This is a genomic window from Cryobacterium cheniae (assembly GCF_004403395.1).
GTDB lineage: Bacteria > Actinomycetota > Actinomycetes > Actinomycetales > Microbacteriaceae > Cryobacterium > Cryobacterium cheniae.
Map to the genome: position 1 here is coordinate 91,068 of NZ_SOGN01000044.1, position 13,771 is coordinate 104,838.

The 13,771-nt window shown below is 66.2% G+C and carries 11 protein-coding genes; 5 read left to right on the forward strand and 6 right to left on the reverse strand.

Annotated elements, in window-relative coordinates:
• The first annotated feature begins 34 nt into the window (after nt 1-34).
• Entirely contained in the window at nt 35-733 is a 699-nt protein-coding gene (locus E3T23_RS09865) for an SDR family NAD(P)-dependent oxidoreductase (RefSeq protein WP_134370199.1), read from the forward strand.
• 12 nt (nt 734-745) lie between these two features.
• Here E3T23_RS09865 and E3T23_RS09870 read toward each other — a convergent pair whose 3' ends face one another.
• Entirely contained in the window at nt 746-2,827 is a 2,082-nt protein-coding gene (locus E3T23_RS09870; protein ID WP_134370200.1) for a DNA gyrase/topoisomerase IV subunit B, read from the reverse strand.
• Nucleotides 2,828-2,999: 172 nt separating this feature from the next.
• On the opposite strand from E3T23_RS09870, the gene E3T23_RS09875 reads away from it, so the two are divergent.
• A complete protein-coding gene (locus tag E3T23_RS09875; RefSeq protein WP_134363773.1) occupies nt 3,000-3,236 on the forward strand; it encodes a DUF7455 domain-containing protein in 237 nt (78 codons plus the stop codon).
• 61 nt (nt 3,237-3,297) lie between these two features.
• Here E3T23_RS09875 and E3T23_RS09880 read toward each other — a convergent pair whose 3' ends face one another.
• From E3T23_RS09880 to E3T23_RS09900, 5 genes are all read right to left on the reverse strand, one after another.
• Nucleotides 3,298-4,026 carry a type 1 glutamine amidotransferase gene (locus tag E3T23_RS09880; RefSeq protein ID WP_134370201.1) on the reverse strand — a complete coding sequence of 243 codons (729 nt, stop codon included), beginning with the start codon at nt 4,024-4,026 and terminating at the stop codon, nt 3,298-3,300.
• The gene (locus tag E3T23_RS09885; RefSeq protein WP_134370202.1) at nt 4,023-5,198 is read right to left on the reverse strand and encodes a MurT ligase domain-containing protein; all 1,176 of its coding nucleotides are present in this window, start codon (nt 5,196-5,198) and stop codon (nt 4,023-4,025) included. Before E3T23_RS09885 ends, E3T23_RS09880 begins: the two co-directional genes overlap by 4 nt.
• A 101-nt stretch (nt 5,199-5,299) precedes the next feature.
• Nucleotides 5,300-6,640: an RNA polymerase sigma factor gene (locus tag E3T23_RS09890; RefSeq protein ID WP_134370203.1), complete on the reverse strand. Its 1,341-nt coding sequence runs from the start codon at nt 6,638-6,640 to the stop codon at nt 5,300-5,302.
• 231 nt (nt 6,641-6,871) lie between these two features.
• On the reverse strand, nt 6,872-8,206 hold the full coding sequence (locus E3T23_RS09895; protein WP_134370204.1) for an MFS transporter: 1,335 nt from the start codon (nt 8,204-8,206) through the stop codon (nt 6,872-6,874).
• Nucleotides 8,207-8,268: 62 nt separating this feature from the next.
• Complete coding sequence (locus tag E3T23_RS09900) at nt 8,269-9,192, reverse strand: proteasome assembly chaperone family protein (protein ID WP_134370205.1); 924 nt, start codon at nt 9,190-9,192, stop codon at nt 8,269-8,271.
• Nucleotides 9,193-9,288: 96 nt separating this feature from the next.
• Here E3T23_RS09900 and E3T23_RS09905 point away from each other — a divergent pair, with 96 nt between their 5' ends.
• From E3T23_RS09905 to E3T23_RS09915, 3 genes are all read left to right on the forward strand, one after another.
• Entirely contained in the window at nt 9,289-10,776 is a 1,488-nt protein-coding gene (locus tag E3T23_RS09905) for a leucyl aminopeptidase (RefSeq protein ID WP_134370206.1), read from the forward strand.
• 100 nt (nt 10,777-10,876) lie between these two features.
• Nucleotides 10,877-12,247 carry a dihydrolipoyl dehydrogenase gene (gene lpdA, locus E3T23_RS09910; RefSeq protein ID WP_134370207.1) on the forward strand — a complete coding sequence of 457 codons (1,371 nt, stop codon included), beginning with the start codon at nt 10,877-10,879 and terminating at the stop codon, nt 12,245-12,247.
• Nucleotides 12,248-12,317: 70 nt separating this feature from the next.
• Nucleotides 12,318-13,757 carry a 2-oxo acid dehydrogenase subunit E2 gene (locus tag E3T23_RS09915; protein WP_134370208.1) on the forward strand — a complete coding sequence of 480 codons (1,440 nt, stop codon included), beginning with the start codon at nt 12,318-12,320 and terminating at the stop codon, nt 13,755-13,757.
• Nucleotides 13,758-13,771: the final 14 nt, after the last annotated feature.

Genomic DNA, 13,771 nt, shown 5'->3' on the forward strand with positions numbered 1-13,771 from the left:
ATCGGTGATCGGGATGGTGCGTTATGGTAGCGAGATGACAAGCCTCGAAGGTTCCTCCATCCTCGTCCTCGGCGCATCAGGAGGTCTGGGAAGCGAAATCGCCCGGCTCCTCGCTGCCGGTGGCGCTCGACTCATCCTGAGCGGACGGGACCCGGCGAAGCTTGAGGCGCTCGCCATCCCCGGAGCCGCTGTGGCTGCCGATCTCACCGATCCGGACGCGATCACGGCCCTCGTCGCCGAGGCGGTCAGCCTGAACGGACGGCTCGACGGCATCGTCAACGCCTCCGGTGTCGTCGCGTTCGGACCGGCGGTCGAGGTGAGCGACGAGACGCTCACCGAGTTGTTCGCGCTGAACACGTTGGCACCGATTCGCCTGCTGCGGGCAGCCCGTGCCGCGCTGGCCGAATCAGCCGAACAGGGCCGAGCCCCCTTCGTCGTCACGCTCAGCGGGGTCGTCAGCGAGAGCCCCACCGCCAACCTCGCGGCATACTCAGCGTCGAAGGCCGCCCTCGCGGCTTTCGGACAGGCAGCCGGCCGGGAACTGCGACGGAGCGGCATCCGTATCCTGGACGCCCGTCCCGGCCACACCGAGACGGATCTCTCCACTCACCCGATATCCGGAACCGCCCCGCGACTGCCGACCGGCTACTCTCCAGCCGCCGTCGCCCAGCGCGTCGTCGACGCCATCGTCAACGGAGAACGCGACCTGGCGAGTACGTCGTTCCACCCGTAGCCCGACCGGTCGTCACACGTCGATCCGGTCGCGGCTCAGCTTGTCCGAGCTCTCGATGATGAATTCCTTGCGTGGAGCGACGTCGTTGCCCATCAGGAGTTCGAAAACTTTTCCGGCCATCTCCGCGTCGGCGACCCGAACGCGCCGCAGCGTGCGGTGCGCCCGCTCCATCGTCGTCGTCGCGAGTTGGTCGGCATCCATTTCGCCGAGGCCCTTATAGCGCTGGATCGGATCCTGGTAGCGCTTGCCGCTCTTCTTGAGACCGGCGAGTACGGCCTGCAACTCCACCTCCGAGTAGGTGTAGATGGTCTCGTTGGGCTTTGTACCGGGGTTCATCACCACAACCCGGTGGAGGGGTGGAACCGCTGCGAAAACACGTCCCTCCGTGATCATCGGGCGCATGTACCGGAAGAACAGGGTGAGCAACAGCGTGCGGATGTGGGCGCCGTCGACATCCGCGTCGCTCATGATGATGACCTTGCCGTAGCGCGCGGCTGACAGGTCGAAACTCCGGCCGGAACCGGCACCGATCACCTGGATGATCGACGCGCACTCGACATTCGACAGCATGTCGGACACGGATGCCTTCTGCACGTTCAGGATCTTGCCGCGAATGGGGAGCAGCGCCTGGTGTTCACTGTTCCGCGCGAGCTTCGCCGTGCCCAGCGCGGAATCTCCTTCGACGATGAAGAGTTCGCTGGTCGAGACGTCGTTGCTGCGGCAGTCGACCAGTTTGGCTGGCAGGGACGAACTCTCCAACGCGTTCTTCCTGCGCTGGGTTTCTTTGTGGGCGCGAGCCGAGATTCGTGATTTCATCTCGGCCACGATCTTGTCCAGCACGACGGCCGCCTGCGTCTTGTCGTCGCGTTTCGTCGACACAAAACGCTCGTTCATGGCCTGGGCGACGACCGTGGCCACGATGGCGCGGACCGCCGGGGTGCCGAGCACCTCTTTGGTCTGCCCCTCGAATTGCGGCTCAGGGAGCCGAACGGTGAGCACGGCGGTGAGGCCGGCCATCACATCGTCCTTTTCCAGCTTGTCGGACCCCATCTTGAGTCGCCGGGCGTTCAGCTCGACCTGGGCACGCAGGAACTTGAGCAGCCCCGCGTCGAACCCGGCCTGGTGCGTTCCGCCCTTCGGCGTCGCGATGATGTTCACGAAGCTGCGGACGACGGTGTCGTAGCCTGTCCCCCAGCGCAGGGCGATGTCCACGGCGCAGTCACGGACCAGCTCGGTGGGAACCATCGCGCCCGTGGGGGTCAGGACCGGGACAGTCTCCCGGAAAGTGCCGTTGCCGGTCAGCCGCCAAGTGTCGGTGATCGGGCTGTCCGTGGCGAGATGGTCGACGAACTCCGAGATCCCGCCCTCGAACCTGAAGGACTCCTGAATGTGCACGTCTGTGCGCTGGTCCGCGATTTCAATCGCCAGGCCCGGGACGAGGAAGGCCGTCTGGCGCGCACGTTCGAGCAGTTCTTCGGTCTGGAAGGCGGCCCCCTTCGTGAAAATCTGGCGGTCGGCCCAGTACCGTACCCGCGTGCCTGTCACTCCGCGTTTGACCTTGCCGATGACCCGGAGCTCGCTCTGGTTTTCGAACGGTGTGAAGGGCGCGTCGGGGCTCTTGTCCCCCGAGTCTGCGAAGATCCCTGGTTCGCCACGGTGGAAGGACATGGCCCAGGTCTTGCCGTCTCGATCGACCTCGACGTCAAGACGCTCGGATAGGGCATTGACGACGGATGCGCCCACACCGTGCAGGCCGCCGGACGCGGCATACGATCCGCTGCCGAACTTGCCGCCGGCGTGCAGTTTGGTGAAGACGACCTCCACGCCGGTCAGGCCCGTCTTCGGCTCGATGTCGACCGGAACGCCCCGTGCCGTGTCGCGCACTTCGACGCTCTCGTCCGAATGGAGCACAATGTCGATGCTGTTGCCGAAGCCACTCAGCGCCTCATCGACCGAGTTGTCGATGATCTCCCAGAGGCAGTGCATAAGCCCCCGCGAATCGGTGGATCCGATGTACATGCCCGGGCGTTTGCGAACCGCTTCCAGCCCTTCGAGGACAGACAGGTGGCGGGCAGAATAATCAGAGGAACTCACAACGGTCAAGAATACCGAACCATCGCCCTCCCCCACTCATCAACACCCGATCGCCGCGCGCTACGCGGTGAGCGAAATATCGGCCAACCGACTCGATAACCGGGCCGGACCGTGTTTTCATTGAGCACAGGTTAAATTGGTATCAGTTGGTATCAGTCTGGAGGAGGAAACCATGTCCCAGATCGCAACCGAAAATGGTGCCATCGACCAAGAGAAGGCTCCGCACCAGCTCACCGCGGCGGATCGCTGCGATGCTTGTGGAGCTCAGGCATACATTCGTGTTGTCGTGAACAACAGCGAACTGTTGTTCTGCGCGCACCACGGTCGTAAGCACCAGGAGAAGCTCGCCGCCATCGCGGAGAGCTGGCACGATGAGTCGAGCCGCCTCCTCGAGGACCAGCGCTCCTAGAGGATCCGGCAGGGCGCAGGGCAGTTCCGGCTGTTCTGCGCACTTGCGGGTTGCGGAGCCGTTATTCCGTGGGAAGTCCAAGCCGCACGGCAATCTGATTGCGTGCGGCTTTTGCCATCTCGTCGGCGGCCAGCGATCGTTGGCCGGGATGATACTTGTGTCCGTCGCGGGCCAGGGCAGCGCGCAGCAGGTGGTCGGCCAGGCCGGGGTTCCGGGCGAGCACAGGCCCGTGCAGGTGGGTTCCGATGAGGCTGCCCATGACAAGTCCTTCCGTGCCGGCGCCATTGCCTGTCCCGGAGACCACCGGGCCGAGCGGTGACGCTTCGGCACCGACATAGCTGCGCGAGTGGTTCTCGAAGCCGATCAGACGGCCGTGCCGGCTGGTGACCACAATGTCATCCGTGGCGCGGGACGGCATTGGAACGGCGCGACCGGCAACAATGCCCAGTCCCTCGATGACGCCTCCGTCGGCGAGTTCGATTCCCCAGCTCAGAAGTTCCCAGCCGGTTCCGACCAGGAGAATGGGCACCCCCGCGGTGGCCCAGGTGCGCAGCTCCGTGGTCATCGTCGCCAGGATGTCCCGGGCGCGCATCAGGTCGGAGTCGGAGCCCGATCCGACGACGACGGCGTCGACCTGGTCCGGCAGATCCTCCGCGGACCGGACCTCGACCACCGTGGCGGGTGCCCCGGCCCAGCGGGCTCGCTGGGCCAGAACGCGGGCGTTGGCAGCATCGCCGTTGGTGCCGAGGAGCTCGGGCAGCAGCGACACGATCGTGAGCGGACGGCTCATTCCTGCTCCTCCTTGTTGGTTGCAAGTCCCAGGTGTGCCCGGGTGCGTCGCATGGAGTCCGCGGAGAAGATGATCGTCTTCAAACCCGCCAGTGGTTCGGGCAGGGCCAGGAAATCATCCAGGGCCAGACCCAGGTCCGGCTCGATACGGTCGACGACAACGTCGTCGTACGCCAGTTGGAGGGCGATGTCATGGGCCTTGGAACCGGATGCGATGCGGACCCTGCCCAGCCCCGAGGTGTTGACGGGCCAGAAGTAGGACGGGTCACGAACGTCGGACCCGATGGCGACGAGAATCTGCTCGGTGCCCGGTTCGAGGCTGTCGACGTTTAGCTGGAAACTGGCCGGGTTCTGCACCAGGACGAATTCCACCTGTTGACCACGTACCGTGACGATCTCACCACGGCCGAAGACCGGTGGAATGGTCGAGATGGCGTCGATGGCCAGCGCCGGATCGAAGCGGCCACCGAGGGCGGCCGACGCCGTGCACAGCGCGGTCAGCGCGTCGACGGCGTAGTGCGTGCCGCGGGCGGGCAACCCCAACGGGTATTCCACTCCCCCGATACTCACGGTGGCACGGCGGCCCTGCACCGAGGTGAGGACCATCCCGTCCCGCGAGCCCAGCCTGGTGGCGGTGGTCGCGCTGTAGCCCAGACCCCGTGGATTGGCGGTAAGCACCTCGGCCGACACTCCGTAACGGGCGACCGCCGCGGCGCCGTCGAGGCGCGCGGCGAGGTCGGTCAGATACTGGTCGTCCGCGTTGATCACGACGGTCCCGGTGGCTCTGGCCGCGATCTTCGCGAGCATGGTCGCGACCATGTCCGAGTCATGGAATCGGTCGATCTGGTCGACCATGACGTTTGTCAACGCAACAACGCGCGGTGTCAACGAACCGGCGATCAGGGCTCCGTGGCCCTCGTCCATCTCCAGCACGGCGATGTCACCCGCAATGTGACCGCTCAAGCTGGCCCGTTCGAGCAGAGCGGAGGTCAGCCCCTGGCTGATGTTCGCCGTGGACTGGTTGGTGAAGACGACCGTGCCATGGGCGCGGAGCGCCGCGACCAACATCTTGGTCGTGGTTGATTTGCCGCTCGACCCGGTGACGATGATCAGCCCGCCGGGAAAGCTGTTGAGGGTCCGTGGGAGGAAACCGGGTGCGATCCTGTTGACCACGAGACCGGGGATCGCGGATCCACCGCCCGGTTTCCGCCAACGGGCCAGTCTCCGTACGACTCGTCCAATGAGAATCGCCGGTGCGTAGCGCAAAACGCCCTCTACTCGAGGTAGTCGCGTAGGGACTGCGACCGGGAGGGGTGACGCAGCTTGGCCATGGTCTTGGACTCGATCTGACGGATGCGTTCACGCGTCACCCCGAACGTGTCACCGATCTGATCGAGCGTCTTCGGCATGCCGTCCCCGAGGCCGAAGCGCATGCGGATCACGCCGGCCTCGCGCTCGGAGAGCGAGTCGAGGAGGCTCTCCAGTTGCTTCTGCAGCATCGTGAACCCGACAGCATCGGCCGGGACGACCGCTTCCGTGTCCTCGATCAGGTCGCCGAATTCGCTGTCGCCGTCCTCGCCGAGCGGAGTGTGCAGGGAGATGGGTTCGCGACCGTACTTCTGCACCTCGACGACCTTCTCCGGGGTCATGTCCAGTTCGCGGCTCAGTTCTTCCGGCGTGGGCTCCCGGCCGAGGTCCTGCAACATTTGGCGCTGCACGCGTGCAAGCTTGTTGATGACCTCGACCATGTGCACCGGGATGCGGATCGTGCGGGCCTGGTCGGCCATCGCACGCGTGATCGCCTGACGGATCCACCAGGTGGCGTAGGTGGAAAACTTGAACCCCTTGGTGTAGTCGAATTTCTCGACGGCCCGAATGAGGCCCAGGTTTCCTTCCTGGATCAGGTCGAGGAATTGCATGCCGCGACCCGTGTAGCGCTTGGCGAGAGAGACGACGAGGCGGAGGTTCGCGCCGAGGAGGTGGCTCTTGGCACGAGCGCCGTCCTTGGCGACCCACATCAACTCGCGGCCGAGGGCGCTCTTCTTCTCGGCGTCGGTCATCTGGGACATCTTGTCCTCGGCGAAGAGCCCGGCTTCGATTCGCATTGCAAGTTCGACCTCTTCGGCGGCGTTCAGCAGGGCAACCTTGCCGATCTGCTTCAGGTAGTCCTTGACAGGGTCGGCCGTCGCACCGGTGATCGCGCTGGAGTAGACCGGTACCTCGTCCTCGTCGTCGACCAGGGACAGCACCAGTGCACCGCTCGGGAGTGCCTCGGCGGACGCCGCGCGCTTCTTCTTGGCCTCTTCGGAGTCGTCGTCGACATCAGTGTCGTCGCCGTGTGCGGCCTCATCGTGCTCGACCGATGCCGGCTTGGCCTTCGCCTTCGTGCTGGCCGCCCGCTTGCGCGGGGCGGGCTTCTCTTCACCGTTTGCTGCGGCAGCGGCTGCCGCAGCAACCTTGGCCGCAGCGGCCTTGGTGACGGGTTTCTTGGCCGCGACGGCCTTGGTCACCGGCTTCGTCGCTGCGGCCTTGGGCGCGGGCGTAACCGACGCTGGAGCCTCAGCGGTGTTGACGATGGGCTCTTCGGCCTGCTCGACTTTTTTGCGGGTTGCCATGGGAACACCTCTCATGCCGTGGCGCGGGCGCCGGCGGCGCTGCCAGGCGGGTTCCGACCGAGTGGGTTTGGCGGGAGGTGAGCCTGGGCAGTGTGGATTTTGGGCAGTACTAGGACCCATGTCAAGTCCCGGGCGATTGGCAGCGGCATTACTGTCGCTGCTCCCAGAACCAGAAAGGGCCCTATTGACAATTATTGCATGCTTTGTGTAAGGGGCAAGCCAGGCGAGCACCTATTCCGGGCGCTGCCTTCGGCGCCAGGCCCGCGCCACGGCCACCCAGAGCGGCGCGACTTCCACGCCCTCGTCGCGGGACACCTGGGCGCGGGTGCGGGTCCTGGCGTGCAGCAGGAATATCACGCCGAGTCCCACGACCAGGAACTGCACGGAGAACGCCACCCGGAAGGAGTCAAGCGAGTACAGATCGCTTGCCTCTCCGCCGGCGACCCGCCAGCCGTCCTGCAGGTCGAGCAACAGCCCGATCAGGTAGACCATCACGAAACTGGCGGTGAAGCCCCCGACGTTGACGACTCCGTTCGCGGATCCGTGGCTGCGCTGGGGATTGAAGGTTCGTGCGAAATCGAACCCGATCAGCGACCCGGGTCCCCCGATTCCGAGCGCGACGAGCAACACCAGCATCAGCCAGAACGGAGGCTGCTGCGGCCATAACAGCACGGCGGCCCAGGCCGCTCCCATCAGGGCGACGACGCCCAGCACGATATTGCTGCGGCGCAGCGGATATCGCGCCGTCAGGATACCGAGGATCGGCCCGCAGACCATGCCGGAACCCACCAGGACCATGAGCATCGTCGCGGCGAGCGACGGTTCGTAACCGAGGCCGTACACCATGAAGGGGAATCCCCAAAGAAGGGTGAAGACGGTCCCGGAGGACTGCGTGACGTAATGCGACCAGAAGCCCAACTGGGTACCGGGTCGTTTGAAACTGTGCTTGAGCTGCACAAGTGCGGCCCGCCAGCTGGTGGTCCTGTTCTCAACGGATGCGCGGTTCGGCTGGTCTTTCACAGCGACGATGACCACGACGAGCGCCACCGCGGCGACCGACGCTGCGGAGAGGAACGTCGCCGTCCAGCCCCAGGTGTGCAGCACCCAGGCCAGCGGAACGGCGGACAGGACTTGGCCGAGTTGACCGATGTTCCCCAGCCACTGCGAGAGCCGCGGGACGAAGCGTCCGGTGAACCACGATGAGATGAGGCGAATCATCGAGATGAAGATTGCGGCGTCGCCGGCCCCGACGAGGACGCGCCCGAGTACGGCGATCGAGATGTCGGCGGCGAAGGCGAGTGTGATCTGGCCGACGACCATCAGCGCCGTCCCACTGATCACCAGCACGCGAGCCCCGTACCGGTCGATCAGGACGCCCACCGGAATCTGAGCCGCAGCGTAGACCGCCAGCTGGACGACGGCCAGACTGGACAGCAGCGCGGCAGAACCGCCGAACCGTTCGGTGGCGGCGACTCCCGCGATACCGAGGGAAGAGCGCTGCAGGACGGCCGAGAGGTACGCGAACGATCCGATATAAAAGATCAACCAGGATCGGCGCGTGTTCATTGCCTCAAACTTACCCGCGCCGGAGCGCCACCGTCGCCCGGTCACCCGGGCCGTTCAGCGGATCAGGCCGGCGCGCCGTCGTCTCTACTGCGCCGGGTGGCGAGGAAGTTCTCCAGCTCAGCGGCGATCTCGTCGGCGCTGGGCAGTTCGCCGGCCTCGTCGGTCAGCGGGGAGCGCAGCGTGCTGCCCTCCATATAAGCGTCATAGCGCTCCTCGAGCGTGCCGACCAGCTTTCCGAGCTCGGGGTTGTCCTGAACCTGTTCGTCGATGCGTGTGACGAATTCGCGATTCTGCTCGCGCACTCGATCGGTGGGGAAGATGAGTCCGGTGGACGCGCTCGTGCTGTCCAGCGCCGCCAGCGCGGCGAGGGGGAATTCCGTGTCGGCGAGGTAGTGCGGAATGAGCAGCACGAACCCGACGACCGAGGCGCCACTCTCCTGAAGCCGGTATTCCACCAGGTGCAGTGCGTTGGCGGGGACCTGGGTGTGCGGACGCCAGACCGACATGCTCTCGACCAGATCGGATCGGTTTCCACTGACGGTGACGCCGATCGGTCGGGTGTGCGGGACCGGCATCGGTATCGCGTGCACCCAGGTCGTCGAGGCCACCTTGAAGCGCCGCTCCAGCTGCAGCACCGCGGCGGTGAACTGTTCCCAGCGGAAGTCCGGCTCGTAGCCGGCCAGCAGCAGGAACGGTTGGCCGATCTCATCCCGGGCCAGATACACCCGCAGTGCGGGAGGCTGATAGTCGGTGAGATGGTCCTGATCGAAATAGATGATCGGCCGGCGAGCCCGGTAGTCGAGCAGCGCGTCAGCGTCGAAGGTCGCAACGATCGTGTGGTCGAGGGTTTCCAGGAGGTATTCCGTGAACTGCGCGACCGCACCACCGGCATCCGCGAAGCCCGTCAGACCCGCGACCAGGTGGAGCCCCTCCGGGACGTTCTCCGCGTCCGAAGTCAACTCGTAAATGTCACCAGGATCCCGCATGACATCAACTGTAAGCGCCAATTTCCGAGGCATGCGGGAATCGGCCGCCACGCTGTCATGCCGAGAGCGAACACACTCGAAGCGTACGATCGGGGGATGAACGCACCTCGTCTGACCATATCCGCAGGACCAGCCCTCGAATCGGAGGCGGACGTTCTCATTGTCGGGGCGCTCCAGTCCGGCGACTCCGCCACCTTGTTCGCTCACCCTGCCTTCGCCGGGCTCGCGGACCAGCTGACCCCCCTGGGCATCACGGGCGGCCGCGATCAGGTGGTCCGCCTGCCCGCGTCGTTCGGCAGCGCGCGCAGCATCGCCGTCGTCGGAATCGGCAAGGAGGCCACGGTCGACGCGCTGCGCCACGCCGCCGGGTCCGCCGTTCGCCAGTTGACCGGTGTCACCTCGGTCGCCTTCGCCTTCCCCACGACCACGGATGCCGAAGCGGAGGCGGTCCTTGAGGGCGCCGCGCTCGGCGCGTACTCCTATACGGCCTATCGGCAGAGCTCGCTCGCCTCGACCAGGGTGCCGGCGGAGGAGATCACGGTGCACGCCGCCACGGAACCGGCCGGAGCTGCCGCCCGCGTCGCCGTCATCGCCGAGGCCGTCACCCTGGTCAAGGACCTGGTCAACATGCCCCCCTCCGACCTCTACCCCGAATCGCTCGCGCGCCAGGCGGTGGACGCGTCCGCCGGTCTGCCCGTGGACGTGCGCGTCTGGGACGAGAAGGAACTGGCCGCCGACGGCTTCGGCGGGATAGCAGGCGTCGGCCAGGGTTCCACCCGGCCTCCCCGCCTGGTCAAGGTCAGTTACACCCCGGAAGGCGCGACGCAGCACCTCGCCCTCGTCGGCAAGGGCATCACCTTCGACACCGGTGGATTGTCCCTGAAGCCGCCGGCCTCCATGGTCGGGATGAAATACGACATGACCGGGGCCGCGACCGTGCTGGCCGTGACCCTGGCGGCAGCCCGCCTGGGTCTCAACGTGCGCATCACAGCCTGGTTGTGCATCGCGGAGAACATGCCGTCCGGCTCGGCCATCCGCCCGAACGACGTGTTGCGGATCCGCGGCGGCCGTACCGTCGAGGTGCTGAACACGGACGCGGAGGGTCGCCTGGTTCTCGCCGACGGTCTCGTCGCGGCCGGCGAAGAGGGCCCGGACGCGATCGTCGATGTGGCCACGTTGACCGGCGCCGCCCTCGTCGCGCTCGGCACCCGGTACTACGCCGCCATGGGTGAGGATGCCCTGGTCGCCCGGGTGCTCACCGCCGGCAAATCGGTGGGCGAGCTGGTGTGGCCGATGCCGCTCCCCGACGAGTTGCGCCCGCTGCTCAACTCGGATGTCGCCGACATCGCCAACGCGAAAATCGGCAGCGCCCACGGCGGAATGCTGCTCGCCGGGGTCTTCCTACAGGAGTTCATCGGGACCCGCGGCGACGGAGACGCCGCCGAGACGATCCCGTGGGCGCACCTGGACATCGCCGGTCCGGCCCACAACACGGGCAGCGCGTGGGGCTTCACGAACGCCGGACCGACCGGAATCGCGGTTCGGACACTGTTACGACTGGCCGAGGACTTTTCGCGCCCGTAGTACAGTCGAGTGGGCGAGAAAACTCGCCCACTCTTTGCCTGCCCGGATGCGTATCCTCACTCCGGGCAGACCGGGTCGTGATGCATAAGGGAGTATCTGGGTGTCGGAACAGAATTTTGACCTTGTCGTTCTCGGTGGCGGAAGCGGCGGCTATGCGGCCGCATTGCGCGCCGTTCAGCTTGGCCTCACCGTTGGTCTGATCGAAAAGGACAAGCTCGGGGGAACCTGCCTGCACCTCGGTTGCATCCCGACCAAGGCTCTCCTGCACTCGGCCGAGGTGGCCGATGTCAGCCGCGAGGCCGCGAAATACGGTGTCAAGACGCAGTTCGAGGGCATCGACATGCCCGCCGTGAACGCGTTCCGCAAGGGCATCGTGGCGTCGAAGTTCAAGGGGTTGCAGGGGCTGATCAAGTCTCGCGGCATCACCGTGATCCAGGGCGAAGGTCGTCTGACTTCGCCGACCACCGTGCAGGTCGGCGAAAACACCATCGTGGGCAAGAACATCGTCCTCGCGACAGGTTCCTACTCCCGCTCCCTGCCGGGGCTCGCCATCGGCGGCCGCGTCATGACCAGCGAGCACGCGCTCGAGCTCGAGTTCGTGCCCCAGAAGGTGGCTGTGCTCGGCGGCGGCGTCATCGGCGCCGAGTTCGCGAGCGTCTGGAAGTCCTTCGGCGCCGACGTGACCATCATCGAGGCCCTCCCCCACCTGGTGCCCAACGAGGAAGAATCCATCTCCAAGCAGTTGGAGCGCGCCTTCCGCAAACGCGGCATCGAGTACTCGCTCGGCGTGCGGTTCCAGAGCGTCACGCAGCACGAGAACGGCGTCGTCGTCACCCTGGAGAACGGCACCGTCATCGAAGCGGAGATCCTGCTCGTCGCCGTCGGGCGTGGCCCGTCGACCGCCGGTCTCGGCTTCGAAGAGGTCGGCGTCACCATGGACCGCGGCTTCGTCCTGACCGACGAGCGCCTGGCGACCAACATCCCCGGCGTCTTCGCCGTGGGCGACATCGTCCCCGGTCTGCAGCTCGCGCACCGCGGTTTCCAGCAGGGCATCTTCGTCGCCGAAGAGATCGCCGGCCTGAACCCCATCGTCGTCGACGACCTCAACATCCCCAAGGTCACGTACTGCGACCCGGAGATCGCTTCGGTGGGCTACTCGGAGGCCAAGGCGGCCGAGAAGTTCGGCGCCGACCAGATCTCGACCTTCGAGTACAACCTGGGTGGAAACGGTAAGAGCTCCATCCTCGGCACGGCCGGGTCCATCAAACTCGTCCGGGTCAAGGACGGCCCCATCCTCGGCGTCCACATGATCGGCGCCCGCGTCGGCGAGCTGATCGGCGAGGGGCAGCTGGTGGTGAACTGGGAGGCGTACCCGGAGGACATCGCCCCGTTCCTGCACGCGCACCCCACCCAGAACGAGGCACTCGGCGAGGCCTTCCTGGCTCTGGCCGGCAAGCCGCTGCACGCGTAGCAGCCGAACCTCGGCATCCAGACACTCACTACTCTAAATACAGACAAATGGCTTTGAAGGAGACAACCGCATGAGCGAATCCGTTAACCTCCCGGCACTCGGTGAGAGTGTCACCGAGGGTACGGTCACCCGCTGGCTGAAGAACGTGGGAGACCGCGTCGAAGTCGACGAGCCGCTGCTGGAAGTATCGACCGACAAGGTGGATACAGAAATCCCGTCCCCCGTCGCCGGCGTGATCGAAGCGATCCTGGTCCAGGAGGACGAGACCGTCGAGGTCGGAACGCCCCTGGTCACGATCGGTGACGGTTCCGCCGCTGCCGCTCCGGCCACCGAGGCGCCGGCACCGGAGGCCGCCCCCGAGCCCGTCGCGGAAGCTCCCGCACCCGTCGCGGAAGCTCCCGCACCCGTCGCGGCACCCGCACACGTCGCGGAAGCTCCCGCACCCGTCGCGGCACCCGCACACGTTGCGGAAGCTCCCGCACCCGTGTTCGCCCCCACGCCGGTCGCAGCACCCGTCGCCGCCCCCACGCCGGTCGCAGCACCCGTCGCCGCCACGGCACCGGTTGCCGCCCCCGTGGCCGCGGAGCCGGCCGTCGCCCGCGGATCGCACGCGGGGACATCCGGTTACGTCACCCCCATCGTTCGCAAGCTCGCGAACGAGGCCGGCGTCGACCTGTCCCGCGTGGTCGGAACCGGCGTCGGTGGGCGCATCCGCAAGGAAGACATCGCGCTCGCTCAGGCCGGCGCTTCCTCGGACACGGCTGCCGCAGTCTCTCCGGCCGTGGAGGTCTCCGCTCTGCGCGGGACCACCCAGCCCATGTCGCGTCTCCGCAAGGTCGTCGCCGAGCGCGCCGTCATCTCGATGCAGTCGTCGGCTCAACTGACCACCGTGGTCGAGGTCGACGTCACCCGGGTCGCGATTCTGCGCGACAAGGTGAAGGCCGATTTCCAGGCCAAGACGGGCAACAAGCTGTCCTTCCTGCCGTTCTTCGCTCTCGCCGCCGCCGAGGCGCTTCAGGCCAACCCGATCATCAACGCCACCATCGACGGCGACACGATCGTGTACCCGAGCCAGGAGAACATCAGCATCGCGGTCGACACCGAACGCGGCCTGCTCACCCCGGTCGTACGCAATGCGGGCGACCTCGATCTGGCCGGATTCGCCGCTCAGATCGCCGACCTCGCCCAGCGCACCCGCGACAACAAGCTCAAGCCCGACGAACTGTCGGGGGGAACGTTCACGCTGACCAACACCGGTTCGCGCGGCGCCCTCTTCGACACCCCCGTCGTCTTCCTGCCGCAGAGCGCCATCCTCGGTACCGGTGTCGTCTACAAGAAGCCCCTCGTCGTCACCCAGGACGGCCTCGACGCAATCGCCATCCGCTCGACCGTGTTCCTGGCCCTGTCCTACGACCACCGCATCATCGACGGCGCGGATGCCTCACGGTTCCTCGTCACCATGAAGCAGCGTCTCGAGGCCGGCGCTTTCGAGGCGAACCTCGGAATCTAGTCACTGTGGTCCGT